Here is a 19,020-nt window from a genome sequence, read left to right on the forward strand (position 1 = left end):
ATTCAACATCAATGTGACTGACCCACCGCTTTCGCGAGCAGGCTCGCTCCCACAGTTAATTGGGGACGGTCAGGCCTGCGGAGTCTTGCGGAAGCCCACGGCCAGGCGGTTCCAGCTGTTGATGGTGTTGATCGCAACGGTCAGGTCGACCAGTTCCTTGGGCGTGAACTGTTTGCTGACGAACTCGTAGTCTTCGTCCGGAGCGTGGGTCAGGCTGAGCTGGGTCAGGGATTCGGTCCACAGCAGCGCGGCGCGTTCACGCTCGGTGAAGAACGGCGCCTCGCGCCAGGCGGTGACGGCGAACAGGCGACGGGTGGTTTCACCGCCCTTGATCGCGTCGGTGGTGTGCATGTCGATGCAGAAGGCACAGCCGTTGATTTGCGAAGCACGCAGCTTGACCAGTTCGATCAGGCTCTTTTCCAGCGGCAACTTGGAAACGGCGGTTTCCAGGGCAATCATGGCTTTGAGGGCATCAGGGCTAGCGGTGTAGAAATCGATACGGGGTTGCATGGCATGCTCCAGGGCAAGTGGGTGTGCAGATACGTTAGTCCCGCCCGCCATTTGTACAAATAGCCAATCTTTGCGAAGTCGAGGAGGCCACTGACGCAAGCGCTTGAAGAAAGTGCGAAATGACAATTGCCATCACTCGGTCGGGGCCACTAGAATGCGATCAATTCTTAATTGCACTCACGCAGGATGCCCGAGTCGAGTATCTGCCCGCCATGTCGTCCGCCGACCAACCTTTGAACCAGCAAGTCCATGCCCTCTACAGCGAACATCACGGTTGGCTGCAAGGTTGGCTGCACCGCAAACTGGGTAACCGCTGTGATGCGGCCGACCTGGCCCACGATACCTTCCTGCGCCTGCTGACGCGCCAGGTGGCCAAGCCTCTGGGCAGTGAACCGCGGGCGCTGCTGACGCACATCGCCAAGGGCCTGGTGATCGACCGCTGGCGGCGCCAGGACATCGAGCGCGCCTACCTGGAAACCATCGCGCACTTGCCGGTCGCCGAAGTGCCGTCACCGGAAACCCGTCTGCTGATCCTCGAAACCCTGTGGCGCATCGAAGCGCTGTTGCGCGAATTGCCCGGTGCGACCCGCGAGACCTTTTTGCTGTCGCAGATCGAAGGCCTGACCTACGCCCAGATCGCCACGCGCCTGAATGTCTCGCTGATCACCGTCAAGCGCCACATGCGCGCGGCGTTCATTGCCTGCCTGAGCGTTGCCTGATGAAGAGTGTCGCCTGATGAATTCATCGATGATCAACCCGCAAATACTGGGCGAAGCCGCCGACTGGCTGGTGCAGTTGCACTCTGGCACGGCGACCCCGGCCGATCATCAGGCCATCGCCCAATGGCGCAACCGCAGTATCGAGCATGCCCAGGCCTGGCAACGGGCGGAAGCGCTGCTCGGGGATTTCCGTGGCGTGCCGGCCAACCTCGCCCTGCAGACCCTGCAACGGGCGTCGCGCAAAGAAGGCTTGAGTCGTCGGAAGGCCCTCACCTGCCTCGGCCTGCTGATGATGGCCGGCCCCTTGGGTATCGCTTCGCAACATCTGCCCTGGGAGCAATGGACCGCCGATCAGCGCACGGCCGTGGGTGAGCAGAAGAAGCTGCAACTGCCCGATGGCAGCCAGTTGCTGCTCAACACCGACAGCGCGGTAAACATCGCCTTCAACGCGACCGAGCGACGAGTCATGTTGCTCAACGGCGAGCTGTTGATCAGCACCGCGAAAGACCTCGGCGCCCGCCCCTTCATTGTCGAAACACCACAAGGCACCGCCCGCGCGCTGGGCACCCGTTTTTGCGTGCGGACCGAGGGCTCCCGCAGCCAGGTTTCAGTGCTGGAAGGGCAAGTGGTGGTCACGCCGCAAATGCTGCAACAGAGCAGCACCCTCAATGCCGGCGAGCGCCAGAGCTTCAAACTGAACCGCCTGGACGCCCCGCAACCCTTCGACATCGCCGCCGTCTCCTGGGACAAGGGCATGCTGCTGGCCAACAACATGCGCATGGACGAACTGCTCGATGAACTGAGTCGTTACCGACCCGGCGTGCTGCGCTGCCATCCGGATGTTGCGGCACTGCGGGTATCGGGGGCGTTTTCCCTGCGCGACACCGACGCCAGCCTGCGCTTGCTCAGCGATACCTTGCCGCTGAATATCAGTCGCCTGACCCGCTACTGGCTGTCGGTCGAACCGAGGGTCTGACGCGTCAGTCGTTGAGACCCAAGGGACGCCGCGGACGTTGATGGTTTCGGCGATGGTGGTTTTTTGATCATTGCGTAACGATTTGGTGTGGCTGATGCCGCCTTCGCGAGCAGGCTCGCTCCCACAATTGATTGGCGTCGTTCACAAATCCCCTGTGGGACCGAGCCTGCTCGGGAACCGCGCAGCGGCCATCCACTGCAAGACTCAACCGGTCCGCTTGAGCAACCACTGGAAAAACCCTTTCTTCTGCACCACCACCGGCACTTCCTGCGTTAATTCCTTCACTTTGTGCAGGCGGAAATCCAGCAAGGTTTTCATCGCATCGTTGATGTCATGACGAGCCGCCAGGCAGGGCCTGAGGTAGCCCTTTTCGATGCGGTAAAGCGTGCAATTGGTTTTCGCGGCGAACTGCGCGGGCAGCGAGCTATCCGACAAAATACCCGCCTCGCCGATCACCTCACCCGGCCCCATGCGCCCGGTCTCCATGGGCGTACCGTTGATGTTCAGCGACACCGTGACAACGCCGGATTCGACGATGAACAAGCTACTGCTGACCTCCCCCGCGTCCAGGATCGTTTCCCCGGCGCGGAAGCTCTGCAGGATCATGTTCTGGCTGAAGGTTTCCTTCTCCTCTTGACGCAAGGTCGAGAAAATCGGCGAGCTGTCGATCAACGCGCGTTGCCGCGAGAGATCAGCGGTTGGCGTGGGTTCCACGCTCGACAGCAAATTCACCCCGGAGGCCCGCAAGTGCCGATACGCCAGATCGTAGAGTTGATTGCGCACCGTGCGTTTTTCGCTCATGGCGGCGACAAACCCGCTGATTTCGTATTCCACGCCATTGGGGTTGGAGCCTTTGAGCGCGACTTTGGGGCCCGGCTGACTCAGCAGAACCCGGCAACCCTGCATCGCCCGTTCAAGGGCATCGATCACGGTTTGCGGACGGACATGGGGACTGACCTGCAAACTGATCGACACACCGAACATGTCACTGGGTCGACTGAAATTGGTGATCTTGGCCTTGGCCGCCAGCGAGTTGGGAATCACGATCATGCTGCCCTGGGAGGTCTGCAGCCGCGTGGCGCGCCAATCGATGTCGATGACCCGGCCTTCGGTGCCGTCGATGGCAATCCAGTCATCCAGTTGATAGGGTTTGGTGGTGTTCAGGACGATGCCGGAAAACACGTCGCTGAGGGTGCTTTGCAAGGCCAGACCGACGATGATCGCCAAGGCACCGGACGTGGCCAGCACGCCCTTGACCGGCAGGTTGAGCACGTAGGCCAGGGCGGCGATGACCGCGACCAGGAAAATCACCGCGCCGAGCAGGTCCTGCAACAATCGCCCGGCATGACCCACGTGTTGCATCATCACCGCACCGATCAGCACCGTCAGGGTACGCGCGGCGAACAGCCACCAGCCGATCTGCAACCCCGTGGCCGCCAGGTGCAGCGGCACGTTTTCCACCCAGGGCGCCGGCTCCAGCGGGTTCATGCCTTCGTTGAACAGCAGCAGGCTGAACAGCGAGAAAATCACCAGCCGTACGAGCAGCTTCCAGTTGTGGTGGTTCATGCCGATCAAACGCCACAACACCAGATCGATCAGGATCAGGACCAGGGCGCAAATCAACGGGTGTTCAGCGAGCAACGACAGCATCAAGCAGCTCCAACACAGGACAATGAGCAAAGATCGCATACATTGGGCACAGTGTAGGAGCAATTGATTTGGCTGGAATCCGCTCACACCACAAATAAATGTGGGAGCGAGCCTGCTCGCGATGGCGATCGATCAGTCACTGCAAAGGTGTCTGTTCTACCGCTATCGCGAGCAGGCTCGCTCCTACAGGTGTGTGTGTTGTCGGGTTATTTGGTCAGCGTGCTGTAGCTGGTCATCAGGTTGCGGTAGTCCGGGATGTGGTTGGAGAACAGCGTGCCCAGGCCTTCGATGTCGTTGCGCCAGTCGCGGTGCAGTTCACAGGCCAGGCCGAACCAGGTCATCAACTGCGCCCCCGCCTGGGACATGCGGTTCCAGGCCGAATCCCGGGTCAATTCGTTAAAGGTGCCGGACGCATCGGTCACCACGAACACCTCGAAGCCCTCCTCCAGTGCCGAGAGTGCCGGGAACGCCACGCACACTTCGGTCACCACGCCGGCGATGATCAGTTGCTTCTTGCCGGTGGCCTTGATGGCCTTGACGAAATCTTCGTTGTCCCAGGCATTGATCTGCCCGGGGCGGGCGATGTACGGCGCATCCGGAAACAGCGCCTTGAGTTCGGGCACCAGCGGACCGTTGGGGCCGGTTTCGAAGCTGGTGGTGAGGATGGTCGGCAATTTGAAGTACTTGGCCAGATCGGCCAGGGCCAGCACATTGTTCTTGAAGCGATCCGGGTCGATGTCGCGCACCAGCGACAGCAACCCCGCCTGATGATCCACCAACAGAACGGCGGCGTTATCCTTGTCGAGACGTTTGTAAGCAGTGGTCATTGCAGTAGTCCTCGCGTGTTATCGATGCCGGCCGGGCCGGCGTGATTGAACCCTGGTTTTCGTCAAAGCGCGGCCAGACAAGCGTAGTCAGCCAAACCTGGCACGCCACAGCGCTACAACAATCTGATCAACCGTGCATCTGGCCGAAGCGGCCGGACTGGAAGTCGGCGAAGGCCTGGTGGATTTCCTGCTCGGTGTTCATTACGAACGGGCCGTGACCAACGATCGGTTCGTCAATCGGCTCGCCGCTGAGCAGCAGCACCACCGCGTCCGCGCTGGCTTCAAGGGTCAACCGATCGCCCTGGCGGTCGAACAGCGCCAACTGTCCCTGGCGCACTGGCTCCAGGCCATTGACCTGGACCGTACCGCGCAGGACCACCAGCGCGGTGTTGCGTCCTTCATGCAGATCCAGGGTGAGCAACTTGTCGGCTTTCAGACGGATGTCCCAGACATCGACCGGGGTGAAGGTGCGCGCCGGCCCCTTGTGGCCGTCGAACTCACCGGCGATCAAGCGCAGGCTGCCGGCGTTGTCCTTGAGCGCGATGCTCGGAATGTCGCCATCGAGAATCGTCTGGTAACCGGCATCGGCCATTTTGTCTTTGGCGGGCAGGTTGACCCACAACTGCACCATCTCCAGGGTGCCGCCGGTTCTGGCGAAGCCTTCGGAGTGGAACTCTTCGTGGAGAATGCCCGAGGCGGCCGTCATCCATTGCACGTCGCCGGGGCCGATCTTGCCGCCGCTACCGGTGGAGTCGCGGTGTTCCAATTCGCCTTCGTAAACGATCGTCACGGTTTCGAAGCCCCGGTGCGGATGCTGACCTACACCACGCCGTTCGGTGGTCGGCGTGAACTCGGCGGGACCGGCGTGATCGAGCAGCAGGAACGGGCTGATGTGTTTACCCAGGTTGTCGTAGGAAAACAGCGTGCGAACCGGGAAGCCGTCGCCGACCCAATGGGACCGTGGGCTGGTGTAGATACCGATGATGTTTTTCATGGTGTCTCCTGAAGAGGTGGGTGAAGCCATGGACAAAGCTTAAAACCGCACCCTTTGTTGCACTAGACTGCAAAAATCAGCCTTAGCGTTCTATTTGGAGAACGATGGTGGAAGACCTCAACACCCTCTACTACTTCACCCAAGTGGTGGAGCATCACGGTTTCGCCGCGGCCGGGCGCGCGCTGGACATGCCCAAGTCCAAGCTCAGCCGACGCATCGCCGAGCTTGAAGACCGCCTGGGCGTGCGCCTGCTCAATCGCACCAGCCGCCATTGCTCGCTGACCGAAATCGGTCAGGCCTATTACCAGCGTTGCCTGGCCATGCGGGTGGAGGCGGAAAGCGCCGCCGAACTGATCGAACGCAACCGCGCCGAGCCCCAGGGCCTGGTGCGGATCAGTTGTCCGACGGCGCTGCTCAACACCTGGGTCGGGCCGATGCTGACCCGCTACATGCTCAAGTACCCATTGGTGGAGTTGTTCATCGAGAGCACCAACCGCCGGGTCGATCTGATCCACGAAGGCTTCGACATTGCCTTGCGGGTGCGTTTTCCACCGCTGGAAAACACCGACATGGTGATGAAGGTGCTGGGCAACAGTACCCAGAGCGTGGTGGGCCATCCGGTATTCACCAAACGCCTCTCGTCACCGCCCTCGCCGGCTGACCTCAGCGGTTTGCCCAGCCTGCACTGGGGCTCGGCGCAACGTGAGTACCGGTGGGAATTATTGGGTGCCGACGGCGCCAGTGCCGTGATTCGTCATGCGCCAAGGATGGTCACCGATGACCTGTTGGCCCTGCGCCACGCGGCCATCGCCGGCGTCGGTATCGCCCACCTGCCCAGCGTGGTGGTGCGCGAGGATCTGGCCGCCGGGCGTCTGGTGGAACTGGTGCCGGGCTGGGCGCCGAAGTGCGGGATCATCCATGCGATTTTCCCGTCGCGCCGCGGGTTGCTGCCATCGGTTCGGACCTTGATCGACTTTCTCGGGGAAGAGTTCAGTCACAGCGATATTGCCTAGAAGCAGCGGCAAGCTGATCGGCGGAGTGGCGGTGGTTTTATTTCGGACGTAATATTAGGCTTGATTACAGTCATAATATTCGTTCCGAGGACTTGAATATGCAAAGCCCGAACCGCGACGCCACGCTCGCCCAATGGATCGCCCAGGAACAAGCCATGCGCGACCGCCTGGCCGGGCCCGGCAGTTTGTCCCTGGCCGAGGTCAGCGCCCTGTCGCCCACCGAGTTTTTCGACGGCATCGGCAACGGTGAACTGCCCTCGCCGCCCATCGGCACGCTGATGGATTTCATCCCCATCGAATGGTCCGCCGGGCTGTTCGTCTTTCAGGGCACGCCAGATGCGCGGCATTACAACCCGCTGGGCAGCGTCCATGGCGGTTATGCCGCGACACTGTTGGACTCGTGCATGGGTTGCGCGATTCACACGCAACTGAAAAAGGGTCAGGGCTACACCACGCTGGACTTGCGCATCAGTTATGTCCGGGCCTTGAACAACGCCAGCGGACCGGTGCGGGCCGAGGGCAAGATTGTGCATCTGGGACGCTCGACGGCGCTGGCCGAGGGGCGGATTTATGATGTGGATGGGCGTTTGTATGCGACCGGAACGACGACCTGCATGATTCTTGAGGCGCGAGGGTAAGGCTTTAAAACGAGTCGCGGCCTTCGCGAGCAGGCTCGCTCCCACAGGGGCCACCTATTTCAATTGTGGGAGCGAGCCTGCTCGCGAAGACGCCAGACCAGACACCGTCAGTATTCCAGACTGCCGATGATTCTTGACCTGCGGTAAACATTGCTTTGCCGCCCCAGCGGTTTTTCCCACGGATGCAGACGCGGATACTCGCGCCCATTCCCACTGCAACCTCTGGAGTCATTCATGTCTATCCCCGCATTCGGTCTGGGTACCTTTCGCTTGCAAGGCCAGGTGGTCATCGATTCGGTCAGCACCGGCCTGGAACTGGGCTACCGGGCCATCGACACCGCGCAAATCTACGAGAACGAAGCCGACGTCGGCCAAGCCATCGCCGCCAGCGGCATCGCCCGTGAAGAACTGTTCATCACCAGCAAGATCTGGGTCGCCAACTTCGCCCGGGATCGCCTGATCGAAAGCCTCAAGGAGAGCCTGGAAAAACTGCGGACCGACTACCTGGACCTGACCTTGATCCACTGGCCCTCGCCGGAAGATCAGGTGCCGGTCGAAGAGTTCATGGCCGCCCTGCTTGAAGCCAAGCGCCTGGGCTTGACCCGGCAGATCGGCGTGTCCAACTTCACCGTCGACCTGATGAAACAAGCCATCGCCGCGGTTGGTGCCGAACACATCGCCACCAACCAGATCGAACTGCATCCGTACCTGCAAAACCGCAAGGTCGTCGAGTTCGCACACAGCCAAGGCATCCAGATTACCTCGTACATGACCCTGGCCTACGGCGAAGTGCTCAAGGACCCGGTCATCGCGCAGATCGCCGACCGCCTGCAAGCGACGCCAGCTCAAGTCACCCTGGCCTGGGCCATGCAATCGGGTTATGCCGTGATCCCCTCCTCCACCCAAGGCGCCAACCTTGCCAGCAACCTCAAGGCCCGCACCTTGCAGCTGAGCGACGCCGACATGGCCCTGATCGCCGGCCTGGATCGCGGCCATCGCCTGACCAGCCCGAAAGGCATCGCACCTCACTGGGACTAATCGTCAGCCCTGCTGAAGACTCTGCTCCAGACGCGCCATGGCCTGATGCAACTGATCGACCGCTGCGTCGATCAGTGACGCATCGCCCTTGCCGCATGCACGCTCCAGTTGTTCGCAACACTCGACCAACTTGTGTGCCTGGACCATCAGCGCCCCGCCCTTGATCCGGTGCGCCAGCTCCTGCAAGCCGTGGTCATTGCCAATGGCATGTTCCTGCAGCAGGCGTTCGCGATCATCACGGTTGGCCTCAACCAAATCCTGCAGCAGCTCAGCGATCAGCTCGTTGTCGGCGCCGGTGTATTGTCGCAGCCCGCTCAGGTCGATGTGAGAGGCCGCTTCGACCGCACCTGCCGATTCGCTGGAAAATCTCGTGGCCAACCAGGCGCTCAGGTCGGTCAATCGAATCGGTTTGAACAGGCAATCGTCCATGCCTGCTTCAATGCAGCGAATTTTCTCCTCAGGCTGCGCGTTGGCGGTGAAGCCCAGAATCAGTGTCGGTTGCCCCACCTGGAACCGCTCCTCATCGCGAATCGCACCCGCCAGTTCATAGCCGCTGACCACCGGCATGTTGCAGTCGGTGATGACCAGATCGAAGGCACGTTCACGCCATTGTTCGAAACCTTGCTGGCCATCCTCCGCCACCTCAACCTGATGCCCCAGATAGCTCAATTGCCGCGAAAGCAACAACCGATTGGCCGGGTAGTCGTCGACCACCAGAATCGTCAGGGGTCGCGTCTTCACCGGCGATTCGTCCAGCGGCACTTCAACGACGGGCAAGGGTTGCAAGGCGACCGGTTCAAGGCGGATGTCCACGCGGGTGCCGCGCCCTAGCGCGCTGTCGAGCTGCAAGCTGCCCCCCATCCTTTCGCACAACGTACGGCTGATCACCAACCCCAGACCGGAACCCTGCCGACCCGATTGCTCACTGTTCCCGGCCTGCACGAATGGGCTGAACAGGCGTTGCTGGTCAAAGGCGCTGATGCCGACGCCGCTGTCCTCGATGCGCAGATTGACCGCGAGACGGTCCGGTGGCGCGGGCATCACCTGCAAGGTGAGGCTGACCTCGCCCTGATGGGTGAACTTGATGGCATTGCTCAGCAGATTGGACAGCACCTGCTTGAAACGCGTGGGGTCGATCAGCACATCGCGGTCGCTGTGCGCGTCCAGTTCGACCCGCCATTGCAGGTTTTTCTGCCGTGCCAGGCCTTCGAAGACCCGGCACACCGAAAGCACCAGCGCCTGCAGATTGGCCCTCTCCGGTGCCAGCGACAGGTGCCCGGACTCGATACGGGCGATGTCCAGTATGTCGCCGATCAATGCCAGCAACTGTTGCCCGGCATTGGACGCCACTTCGATGGCCGCGCGGTCGGTCACGCCCTCATCGGCGCGCTTCAGCGCCAGTTCGAGCATGCCGATCAAGGCATTCATAGGCGTGCGGATCTCATGACTCATGGTGGCCAGGAACGTCGTCTTGGCCCGGTTGGCATCGTCGGCGGCGTCCTTGGCATCCTGCAATTGCTTGAGCCATTGCTGGCGCTGGCGAATCTGTCGACGCTGCCAGGCGATCCCGACCAAGGCCAACAAGAGCAATATGCCGCCTGCGGCGAACGCCTGAAAAATGGTCTGTCGATGACGCAGCCAGTAACTCTGTTCCACCATCAAGTCGTTGCGCCAGGGCACCGTCAGTTCTTCGATTTCTTCAGGCGGGATACTCAGCAGCGCCTTGTCCAGGATCGAATGCAATTCGGTCGCCTCGCGGCTGGTCGCCAGGGTACTGCGGGCAGGATCGGTACCCACCGTGCTGGTCACTTGCAGACGATCGCGGTATTGCCGGGAAATCAGGTAACGGGCGCTGATCAATGAATTGATACTGCCATCGGCCTTGCCCTGGGCGACCATTTCCATGGCATCCGCCGACAAGGGTGCGTCCACCGAGCGAATCAGCGGGAAGTGTTGTCGGACGAACTCGCCGGCAATGTTGCCGTAGGTCAGCGCCAGGGTTTTTCCGGCCATCTCATCGAGGATCCTGGGGCTGTTCGGCGCCACTCGGGTCACCAGCACAGAAGGACTGGTCAGGAATGGCCGGGTGAACAGCAAGTCTTCTTCGCGTTGAGCGCTGAGACCGATTCCGGCCAGTACATCGACCTCGCCGTTCTTGATGCCGTTGATCATTTGCGTAACCGAGTGCATGGGCCGGATATCGAATTGCAACCCGGTGCGCAGACTGATTTGCGCCAACACATCGATACCGATACCACGGTACTTGCCTTCGCTGTCGATGAAGGTGATCGGCGGGATATTTTCGTTGATCGCTACGTTCACACGCGGGTGCCGGTCGAGCCAGCGTTGCTCGGCCGCGCTCAATTGCAGTGATTGCGTGCCCGGCATCGACAGCCCGCTCGCCCCCCAACGTCGCAGAATGTTCATCTGTTCATTGCCCGGTATCACCGCCAATGCCTGGTTGACGATACGCAACAGTCGGCGGTTGTCGTGGGTCATGGCAAAGGCGAAGTGACCCGGTTCCATGCGCGAAAAATCGGTCACCAGGACGTTATTGAGATAGTTTTTGCTGATCAGATAGTCGGCAGTAAGCGTATCCCCCAGGAAGACATCCGCCTGACCGAAAGCCACCGCCCCCACCGCTGCGAGGGTCGAGGGGTAAAGCTGAATATCGGCCTCGGAATAGAATTGACGCACGCGTTGTTCAGGCAGGTAGTGGTCCAGCATCGCCAGGCGCTTGCCCGCCAGGGTTGGGGCAGGCAAGTCAGGCGACGCGACGCGCCTCACCAGCACCGGTTGATCGACGGCATAGGCGCTGGACATCTGTAGCTGCGAATCCTCTGCCTCATAACTGTTAGCGGTTCCCAGCAGATCCGCCGTCCCTTGCTTGAGCGCCTGGATTGCCTCATCTCGCGATGCATGACGCTGCACCTCGACCTCCACCCGCAGCAACTGTTCGAGCAGACCGGCATAGTCCGCCGTTACGCCTTCAAGCGCACGACCGGTGGGGGTGATTTCAAAGGGTGGATAGGGCACGGAAACGGCCAGCACCAGTCGGCCTTTTTGCTTCAACCAGCGGGCATCGGCTTCAGACAGCCTGGCGGAATAACCCTCCACGCTGGAGCGGCCCAGCAGCGTCAGTGTTTGCGGCTGCGCACCGACAGTCATTGCCCATAGGCAAGTCCCCAGCAATAACAGGCTTTTAAGAGTGCTCGGGCGTCGGAGGGCGTTCATTCAGATCAATTTATGTCGCAGAGCAAGATCACGCAGATGCACCAGGGAGTCCACGTTGAGTTTTTCGATCAAGCGGGTTTTGTAGGTGCTGACGGTCTTGTGGCTCAAATGCAGGTTGTCTGCGATGGCCTTGTTGCTCCTGCCTCGGGCCAATTGCTGGAGGATCGTCAGTTCGCGGTCCGAAAGCTGATCGATCATATGCTTTTCACTGAGTTGAAATGGCGTCTTGGACACCGAGCTCGTGGGGAGTTGGGAAAAATAGGTGTATCCGCCGCTCACGGCGTGCACGGCTTTTTGCAAATGCTCCAGGCTTTTGGTCTTGTCGACATAGGCGGCGGCGCCGGCGCGCATGCATCGATCCTGAAAGAATTCCGGTTCCTGAGACGTGAAAATCACGACCCGACACCCCACCTCGGCAGCCTGGATCCGTCCCAGTACTTCCAGCCCATCGAGGGACGGCAAGTTCAAATCCAGCACCACCAGGTTTGGCTTGAGCTCGCGGATCATCCGCATGACTTCGTTGCCGCTGTCGGTTTCGTAGATACGCTTGAATCCCTGCTGCCTGAGTACGATTTTGACGGCGCCGCGAACCACTGGATGATCGTCGACAATCAGCACTGACTCCATGGCAACTCCCTGGGCAAAAAACACGACGATGGGGCAAAGCCCGAGGTAGACGCAGTGGCTGCGCATCGACTCTGGCATGGATAACCGCACCGGACTACCTGACAGAAATGACAGTACCGACGAACGGTTGCTGCGGATCGACGAGCGTCATCAGACCCTGGATCGATGCCAGATCCGGTATCAAGGCATGGCTCACCTGGACCTTTTGCTGCTCACTCGCCGGGATGGGGGGCAACCGGGCCTGCTGGCCGTCGTAGATCAACACGCGTAGCAACTGTCGGTTATCGAGGCAGAAATCCAGCAGATCCAGCGTGTCCCCCGCCAGTGCGCAATTGATGACGAGCACGTCGAAAGGCTCGCTGGCGTACTCCACCAGCGTCAGCAGTTCCTCGAGACTTTGCACGGGCGCGACCCGGTAATAACCAAGCTGATTGAAACAACGTTCAATTCGCAGCCGGTTAAAGTGCTGCACGTCAGCAATCAGGATGCGTAATGACTTGTTCGACAACGAGGCCCCCGCAAGCGTGCCAGATTAATGAGGGCGCAAGGCTACGGAAGACCCACAGAGCTTTATGTAGGACTTTTCCTAAATACCAACCCCCATTGACTACACGCAATCCTGCAAATCTCCCTGTGGGAGCGGGCTTGCTCGCGAAGACGGCGGCACATTCAGCAGAGATGTAGACTGACACACCGCGTTCGCGAGCAAGCCCGCTCCCACTTTGATCGGCAGTGCCAACATGGGGTGTGGTCACCCTCAGTCCTTATTGCCAGCCAAACCGCCGGATATAGAACCCCTTCACCGCCTGGGTCAGGCCCATGTACGCCAGCAGGATCACCGGCAGGAACACGAAGTACAGCGATGGCAACGCCTGCAACTTGAAGTAGTGCGCCAGCGGCCCCATCGGCAGGAAAATCCCCACGGCCATAATGACCCCGGTCATCACCATCAATGGCAGCGCCGCGCGACTTTGCAGGAACGGCACCTTCGGTGTGCGGATCATGTGCACGATCAGTGTCTGGGTCAGCAGGCCGACCACGAACCAGCCGGACTGGAACAGGGTTTGATGATCCGGGGTATTTGCATCGAAGACGTACCACATCATGGCGAAGGTGGTGATGTCGAAGATCGAACTGATCGGCCCGAAAAACAGCATGAACCGACCGACATCCGCCGGCTGCCAGCGTTGCGGCTTTTTCAGCAGATCGGCGTCGACGTTGTCGAACGGGATCACGATCTGGGAAATGTCATAGAGCAGGTTCTGCACCAGCAGGTGCATCGGCAGCATCGGCAGGAATGGAATGAACGCGCTGGCCACCAGCACCGAGAACACGTTGCCGAAGTTGGAACTGGCGGTCATCTTGATGTACTTGAGCATGTTGGCAAAGGTGCGCCGCCCCTCCAGCACGCCCTCCTCCAGCACCATCAGGCTTTTTTCCAGGAGGATGATGTCCGCCGCTTCCTTGGCAATGTCCACGGCGCTGTCCACCGAAATCCCGATGTCGGCGGTCCGCAGGGCCGGGGCATCATTGATACCGTCACCCATGAACCCCACCACATGGCCGTTGCCCTTGAGCAGGCGCACGATGCGCTCCTTGTGCGAGGGCGTCAGTCTGGCGAAGACATTGGTGTGCTCCACCGCTACCGCCAGTTCGGCGTCGCTCATGCGTTCGACGTCGTTGCCCAGCAGCAGGCCTTGTTGTTCAAGCCCGACTTCGCGACAGATCTTGGCGGTGACCAGTTCGTTGTCGCCGGTGAGCACTTTCACCGCCACGCCATGATCGGCCAGGGCCTTGAGCGCCGGTGCCGTACTGTCCTTGGGCGGGTCGAGGAATGCGACGTAGCCGATCAGGGTCAGTGCCTGTTCATCCGCCAGACTGTAAGTGTCTTGCCCGTCGATCATCGGCCGCGCGGCCACCGCCACCACCCGCAGTCCTTCGGCGTTGAAGGCGGCAGTGACCTGGCGGATTCGCGCCAGCAGCTCGACGCTCAACACCTCGTCAATCGCACCGTGCCGCACCCGGGTGCACACCGCCAGCACTTCCTCCACCGCCCCTTTGCAAATCAGCAGGTGCGGTTGATCACGCTCGGCGACCACCACTGACATGCGCCGACGGGTGAAGTCGAACGGAATTTCATCGACCTTGCGAAACGCCGTCCCGACCTTCAACTGGCGGTGGATTTCCACGTGTTCGAGCACCGCCACATCCAGCAGGTTCTTCAGGCCGGTCTGGTAGTAACTGTTGAGGTAGGCCATTTCCAGCACGTCGTCGGAATCGTTGCCCCACACGTCGACGTTGCGCGCCAGGAAGATCTTGTCCTGGGTCAGGGTGCCGGTCTTGTCGGTGCACAACACGTCCATGGCACCGAAGTTCTGGATCGCGTCCAGGCGTTTGACGATGACTTTCTTGCGCGACAGGAACACCGCGCCCTTGGCCAGGGTCGAGGTGACGATCATCGGCAGCATTTCCGGAGTCAGGCCCACGGCAATCGACAGCGCGAACAGCAGCGCTTGCATCCAGTCGCCCTTGGTGAAGCCGTTGATGAACAACACCAGCGGCGCCATGACGAACATGAAGCGAATCAACAGCCAGCTGACGTTGTTGACCCCGGTCTGGAACGAGGTCGGCGCCCTATCGGTGGCGCTGACCCGTTGCGCCAGCGCACCGAAATAGGTGCTGTTGCCGGTGGTGAGGATCAGCGCCATGGCCGTGCCGGACACCACGTTGGTACCCATGAACAGAATGTTGTCCAGGTCCAGAGGATTGAGGGAGTCGCTGTCCTGCCGGCGCGGGAATTTTTCCACCGGCATCGATTCGCCGGTCATGGCCGCCTGGCTGACGAACAGGTCCTTGGCACTCAGTACCCGGCAATCGGCGGGAATCATGTCGCCGGCCGAGAGCACGATCAGATCCCCCGGCACCAGGTTTTTGATAGGCAGTTCGACACGCTGGGCATTGTGGCTGTCCAGATCCCGACGCAGCACCGTGGCGGTGTTACTCACCATGGCCTTGAGCGCATCGGCGGCCTGGTTGGATTTGGTTTCCTGCCAGAAGCGCAGCAAGGTCGAGAGCACCACCATGGAAAAAATCACGATGGCGGCTTTCAGGTCTTCGGTCAGCCAGGAGATGACCGCCAGCAAGGTCAGCAGCAGGTTGAACGGGTTCTTGTAGCAGTGCCACAGGTGCGTCCACCAGGGTAGCGGCTGTTCGTGCTCGACCTCGTTGAGACCGAATTGACCGCGCCGTGCTTCGGCTTCGTGTTCGCTCAAACCGTCGGTATGGCTGCCCAAGGTATCGAGCAACGGGCCGGTGTCGCTGCCGGCGGCGCTGACCAGGGTTTGCGCCAGGGTCGGCGGCACCTCGCGGCTGACCGTGGTGTCGGTGAAGTTTTCCAGCAGCGCCAGGCGACGGAAGTGCCGGGCAATGTGGCGGGTGCGCAGGAATCCGGCGAAGAATTCCTTGAGCAGGGTCAGGTTCATGGCAGTTCCCCCAGGATCAGCCGGGAAACCGTCGAGCAGGCGTGTCGGTGCGCCGCGATGACGACAACAAGTCGAACATCACGCACGGTTCAGCGTCGATGAGAGGACGTCGGGACACCGGCCGGGAATGGCCGTGATCGGGATGCCGCTGCTCGCTTTTACGGCGAGACAACGGCACAAAAAAGACTGCGCGTTATCTGGCCGAGGATGTGCTGGTTATCGCAACCGGCCGACGACTGTCACTCGAACAAGTACCCACTGTGGGTCTCCGCTATTGATGAAAACGCGCGAAGCTTACGCCCCGGTATTTGCAGAGTAAACGCAGAAACGGGGTGTGAGGGGGGAATTGCGGGGTTCTTCAGGAAGGGTTCAGGATTGAATCTTTGTGGCGCATTCGATGGCCCCTTCGCGAGCAGGCTCGCTCCCACAGGGGATCTTCAGTGAACACAGAATTTGTGTGCTACGGAGATCCATTGTGGGAGCGAGCCTGCTCGCGAAGAAGGCCTCACAGCCGCCGAAAATCTCAGCTGGCAGTGGCCAACAACAAATCCGCCATCGAACGATGCCCGCGGTGTTTGCCATGGTCATACAGCGACCCGGCAATCTCGTCCGCCCGAATCGGCAGGATCGACAGCAAGGTGTCGCTCAAACCATGGCTGGCCTGACAGAAGCCCTGCATGTAGATACCGGCCTTGCAGCGCTCGTCGGTGATCAGCTTGTAATTGCGGTCGACCTCGAAATCGCCCAGGTATTGTTCCAGCGGTGCCAGCAGTTTGCGGTGCATCTGGCGCTCGTAACCGGTGGCCAGTACCACGGCGTCGTAGTGACGCACCGTGACTTCGCCGGTGGCGTTATTGCGCACTGCCAGTTCGATGCCGCGCTCGGTTGCCGTGGCTTTTTCGATCGTCGTCAGGGTGCGGAACGTATGACGGGCAACGCCCGAGACTTTCTGACGGTAAAAAATGCCGTAGATGCGCTCGATCAGGTCGATGTCCACCACCGAGTAGTTGGTGTTGTGGTACTCGTTGACCAGGCGCTCGCGCTCGCTGCTTTCCTGGTTGAACACCAGGTCGGTGAACTCCGGCGAAAACACTTCGTTGACGAAGGGGCTGTCGTCCGCCGGCTTCAGCGCCGAACCGCGCAGAATCATGTCCACCTGCACCGACGGGAAGCTGTCGTTCAGGTCGATGAAGGCTTCCGCCGCACTCTGCCCGCCGCCGATGATCGCGATGCTCATCGGTTGGTTGTTCACGCAAGGCTGCTTGGCCATTTGCGCCAGGTATTGCGAATGGTGGAACACGCGACCGTCATCCTTCAACGCCTTGAACGCTTCGGGAATTCGCGGCGTGCCGCCGGCGCTGACCACCACCGAACGGGCGGTACGCACATGTTGGTGACCCATGGCATCGCGGGAAATCACCCGCAGCGCTTCGACCTGATGGTTGTGCAGCACCGGCTCGATGGTCAGCACTTCTTCACCGTAGCGGCTCTGCTTTTCGAATTGCCCGGCGACCCAGCGCAGGTAGTCGTTGTACTCCATGCGGCACGGATAGAAGGTGCCCAGGTTGATGAAGTCGACCAGACGCCCGTGGGCCTTGAGGTAATTGACGAACGAGTAAGGGCTGGTCGGATTGCGCAGGGTCACCAGGTCCTTGAGGAAGGAAATCTGCAACTCACTCTGGGTCGACAGGGTATTGCCGTGCCAGCTGTAGTTGGCCTGCTTGTCGAGGAACAGTACATCCAGCTCGCCCTGGGTCGGCCCGCGCTCTTGCAGGGCGATGGCCAATGCCAGGTTCGAAGGGCCGAAACCGACGCCGATCAGGTCGTGAACGTTGGGCGATGCAATTGCCTGTGTCATTTCCAGTGTCCTCTGGATGAGTCCCGGAGCAGCGGGAGCGTAAACCTAAGTGACCTGACCGGCCTTGAGCAGGACAGCAAGTCGTCTGTTGAGTAGGAACGAGGACAGTGAAATAAAATTTAACGAACTTTTCACAAGCCGGAAGGGATCAGTGCGCATCCCATTGGCGCATCCGCACCCGGCAGTGCTTCATCGCATTGACGATGTGTTTCTCGACCAGTGCCTTGGAAATGCCCAGGCGTTCGGCGATCTCCGGGTGCGACAAGCCATCGAGCTTGCGCAGCAGGAAGCTTTCGCGGCACAGCCGGGGCAGCTCCGCCAATGCGCGCTGGAGCATGTCCAGGCGCTGGCCATGGTCGAGGCTGCTGAGGGGGGATGGACTGAAATAGCGCTCTTCAGTGTCGAGCACCTCCAGTGACTCGACCTGACGCAGGGCATTGCGCCGATGGTCATCGATCACCAGGTTCAGTGCCGTGCGATAAAGGAATGCCCGGGGCTGCTCGATCGGCGTGTCGCTGGAGCGTTCCAGGACTCGCAGATAAGCGTCATGCACCACATCTTCGGCCACCTGGCGGTTGCCGAGCTTGGCGTTCAAAAAACACACCAGCTCTCGATAGTAGTTTTCCAACATGACTCCCGTCCGCACGGGTGCGGTTCCTGTCCTTGAGCCACCTGATCAGTCACCCAAACAGGCAGTGGCACGATAGTGGCAATTTGAGGTGCGTAATTTATAGTAATTCTCATATAGATTTAAAGTGTTGCTTTGTCTTGCCCGACAAATAGTCACCCAGGCGGCCTGGTAGCCGACCTTTGATTTGTTGACTGGGTACATATCCGTTGCTGCGGTAACGGCCGCTTAGGGTTCCGCCCTTACGGCGGGTTACTTTGAAAAGCGCAAAGTAACCAAACGCTCTATCCCCTGACGTACGGCCCTTCGCTTAGGCTCAGGGTTCCCTCGCTCCGGTATTCATCCGGGGGCATTGCCCTACGGTTTGCTTCGCTGCACCTCCCTGCAATGTGTGCGGCTTCGCCGCACGGCGCTGCGCGCCATTCCCCGGATGAACACCTCCACTCGGCCTTCCGACGGGGCAGATCAAAATCAAGAGCAAGATCAAAAGCCAAAGCCAAAGCTGATCGGGGATTCCTGTAGGAGCGAGCCTGCTCGCGATGGACGACAGAACGCTGTGGGGTGTCAGGCCGCCAGCGTTATCGTTGACGACCATCGCGAGCAGGCTCGCTCCTACAGGGGATTGAGGTAAATCTGGAAGAAATTGGTCGGCTGTAAGGCCGCCTTCGCGAGCAGGCTCGCTCCCACAAGGGATCGAGTACAGCCGTGAAATCGGGTCGGCTGTCAGGCCGCCATCGCTGGCAAGCCAGCTCCCACAGGGCACGGCGTACCCCCACCAAACAGGTCGAGTGTCAGCTCGCCTCGGCTGCTTTTGATCTGCCCGCCC

At 60.4% G+C, this 19,020-nt stretch carries 15 protein-coding genes; 5 read left to right on the forward strand and 10 right to left on the reverse strand.

Annotation, left to right across the window (positions count from 1 at the left end; translation table 11 throughout):
* Nucleotides 1-69: 69 nt before the first annotated feature.
* Entirely contained in the window at nt 70-510 is a 441-nt protein-coding gene (locus HNQ83_RS29500; RefSeq protein WP_175392365.1) for a carboxymuconolactone decarboxylase family protein, read from the reverse strand.
* 212 nt (nt 511-722) lie between these two features.
* Here HNQ83_RS29500 and HNQ83_RS29505 point away from each other — a divergent pair, with 212 nt between their 5' ends.
* Complete coding sequence (locus tag HNQ83_RS29505; RefSeq protein WP_175392366.1) at nt 723-1,229, forward strand: sigma-70 family RNA polymerase sigma factor; 507 nt, start codon at nt 723-725, stop codon at nt 1,227-1,229.
* A 16-nt stretch (nt 1,230-1,245) separates the two neighbouring features.
* Nucleotides 1,246-2,205 (forward strand): FecR domain-containing protein, encoded by a 960-nt coding sequence (locus HNQ83_RS29510; RefSeq protein WP_175392367.1) that lies wholly within the window; start codon nt 1,246-1,248, stop codon nt 2,203-2,205.
* A gap of 204 nt (nt 2,206-2,409) precedes the next feature.
* Here the strand turns inward: HNQ83_RS29510 and HNQ83_RS29515 are convergent, their stop codons facing one another.
* The 3 genes from HNQ83_RS29515 to HNQ83_RS29525 form a co-directional block, all read right to left on the reverse strand.
* Nucleotides 2,410-3,855, reverse strand: coding sequence for a mechanosensitive ion channel domain-containing protein (locus HNQ83_RS29515; protein WP_175392368.1), 1,446 nt, complete (start codon nt 3,853-3,855; stop codon nt 2,410-2,412).
* Between the two features lie 206 nt (nt 3,856-4,061).
* Complete coding sequence (ycaC, locus tag HNQ83_RS29520; RefSeq protein ID WP_175392369.1) at nt 4,062-4,682, reverse strand: isochorismate family cysteine hydrolase YcaC; 621 nt, start codon at nt 4,680-4,682, stop codon at nt 4,062-4,064.
* 127 nt (nt 4,683-4,809) lie between these two features.
* Nucleotides 4,810-5,676, reverse strand: coding sequence for a pirin family protein (locus HNQ83_RS29525; RefSeq protein ID WP_175392370.1), 867 nt, complete (start codon nt 5,674-5,676; stop codon nt 4,810-4,812).
* 104 nt (nt 5,677-5,780) lie between these two features.
* On the opposite strand from HNQ83_RS29525, the gene HNQ83_RS29530 reads away from it, so the two are divergent.
* From HNQ83_RS29530 to dkgB, 3 genes are all read left to right on the forward strand, one after another.
* Nucleotides 5,781-6,689: a LysR substrate-binding domain-containing protein gene (locus HNQ83_RS29530; RefSeq protein WP_175392371.1), complete on the forward strand. Its 909-nt coding sequence runs from the start codon at nt 5,781-5,783 to the stop codon at nt 6,687-6,689.
* Between the two features lie 98 nt (nt 6,690-6,787).
* A complete protein-coding gene (locus tag HNQ83_RS29535; RefSeq protein WP_175392372.1) occupies nt 6,788-7,327 on the forward strand; it encodes a PaaI family thioesterase in 540 nt (179 codons plus the stop codon).
* 234 nt (nt 7,328-7,561) lie between these two features.
* Complete coding sequence (dkgB, locus tag HNQ83_RS29540) at nt 7,562-8,365, forward strand: 2,5-didehydrogluconate reductase DkgB (protein WP_175392373.1); 804 nt, start codon at nt 7,562-7,564, stop codon at nt 8,363-8,365.
* Between the two features lie 3 nt (nt 8,366-8,368).
* Here the strand turns inward: dkgB and HNQ83_RS29545 are convergent, their stop codons facing one another.
* The 6 genes from HNQ83_RS29545 to HNQ83_RS29570 all read right to left on the reverse strand — a co-directional run bounded on the left by HNQ83_RS29545 (nt 8,369) and on the right by HNQ83_RS29570 (nt 18,197).
* A complete protein-coding gene (locus HNQ83_RS29545) occupies nt 8,369-11,599 on the reverse strand; it encodes a transporter substrate-binding domain-containing protein (protein ID WP_175392374.1) in 3,231 nt (1,076 codons plus the stop codon).
* Nucleotides 11,600-12,226 carry a response regulator transcription factor gene (locus HNQ83_RS29550; protein WP_175392375.1) on the reverse strand — a complete coding sequence of 209 codons (627 nt, stop codon included), beginning with the start codon at nt 12,224-12,226 and terminating at the stop codon, nt 11,600-11,602.
* A gap of 94 nt (nt 12,227-12,320) precedes the next feature.
* Nucleotides 12,321-12,734 (reverse strand): response regulator, encoded by a 414-nt coding sequence (locus tag HNQ83_RS29555; protein ID WP_175392376.1) that lies wholly within the window; start codon nt 12,732-12,734, stop codon nt 12,321-12,323.
* Nucleotides 12,735-12,990: 256 nt separating this feature from the next.
* Nucleotides 12,991-15,708 (reverse strand): magnesium-translocating P-type ATPase, encoded by a 2,718-nt coding sequence (gene mgtA / locus HNQ83_RS29560; RefSeq protein ID WP_175392377.1) that lies wholly within the window; start codon nt 15,706-15,708, stop codon nt 12,991-12,993.
* Nucleotides 15,709-16,231: 523 nt separating this feature from the next.
* A complete protein-coding gene (locus HNQ83_RS29565) occupies nt 16,232-17,566 on the reverse strand; it encodes a lysine N(6)-hydroxylase/L-ornithine N(5)-oxygenase family protein (RefSeq protein WP_175392378.1) in 1,335 nt (444 codons plus the stop codon).
* A 148-nt stretch (nt 17,567-17,714) separates the two neighbouring features.
* Entirely contained in the window at nt 17,715-18,197 is a 483-nt protein-coding gene (locus HNQ83_RS29570) for a sigma-70 family RNA polymerase sigma factor (RefSeq protein ID WP_175392379.1), read from the reverse strand.
* Nucleotides 18,198-19,020: the final 823 nt, after the last annotated feature.

Origin of the sequence: Pseudomonas sp. C2B4, assembly GCF_013359695.1 — a bacterium.
GTDB lineage: Bacteria > Pseudomonadota > Gammaproteobacteria > Pseudomonadales > Pseudomonadaceae > Aquipseudomonas.

Coding starts and splice junctions, on each gene's coding strand:
- HNQ83_RS29550 (WP_175392375.1), bottom strand. CDS start 12,226: ATGGAGTCAGTGCTGATTGTCGACGATCATCCAGTGGTTCGCGGCGCC.
- HNQ83_RS29500 (WP_175392365.1), bottom strand. CDS start 510: ATGCAACCCCGTATCGATTTCTACACCGCTAGCCCTGATGCCCTCAAA.
- ycaC (WP_175392369.1), bottom strand. CDS start 4,682: ATGACCACTGCTTACAAACGTCTCGACAAGGATAACGCCGCCGTTCTG.
- HNQ83_RS29535 (WP_175392372.1), top strand. CDS start 6,788: ATGCAAAGCCCGAACCGCGACGCCACGCTCGCCCAATGGATCGCCCAG.
- HNQ83_RS29505 (WP_175392366.1), top strand. CDS start 723: ATGTCGTCCGCCGACCAACCTTTGAACCAGCAAGTCCATGCCCTCTAC.
- HNQ83_RS29515 (WP_175392368.1), bottom strand. CDS start 3,855: ATGCTGTCGTTGCTCGCTGAACACCCGTTGATTTGCGCCCTGGTCCTG.
- HNQ83_RS29545 (WP_175392374.1), bottom strand. CDS start 11,599: ATGAACGCCCTCCGACGCCCGAGCACTCTTAAAAGCCTGTTATTGCTG.
- HNQ83_RS29525 (WP_175392370.1), bottom strand. CDS start 5,676: ATGAAAAACATCATCGGTATCTACACCAGCCCACGGTCCCATTGGGTC.
- HNQ83_RS29510 (WP_175392367.1), top strand. CDS start 1,246: ATGAATTCATCGATGATCAACCCGCAAATACTGGGCGAAGCCGCCGAC.
- HNQ83_RS29570 (WP_175392379.1), bottom strand. CDS start 18,197: ATGTTGGAAAACTACTATCGAGAGCTGGTGTGTTTTTTGAACGCCAAG.
- dkgB (WP_175392373.1), top strand. CDS start 7,562: ATGTCTATCCCCGCATTCGGTCTGGGTACCTTTCGCTTGCAAGGCCAG.
- HNQ83_RS29565 (WP_175392378.1), bottom strand. CDS start 17,566: ATGACACAGGCAATTGCATCGCCCAACGTTCACGACCTGATCGGCGTC.
- mgtA (WP_175392377.1), bottom strand. CDS start 15,708: ATGAACCTGACCCTGCTCAAGGAATTCTTCGCCGGATTCCTGCGCACC.
- HNQ83_RS29530 (WP_175392371.1), top strand. CDS start 5,781: ATGGTGGAAGACCTCAACACCCTCTACTACTTCACCCAAGTGGTGGAG.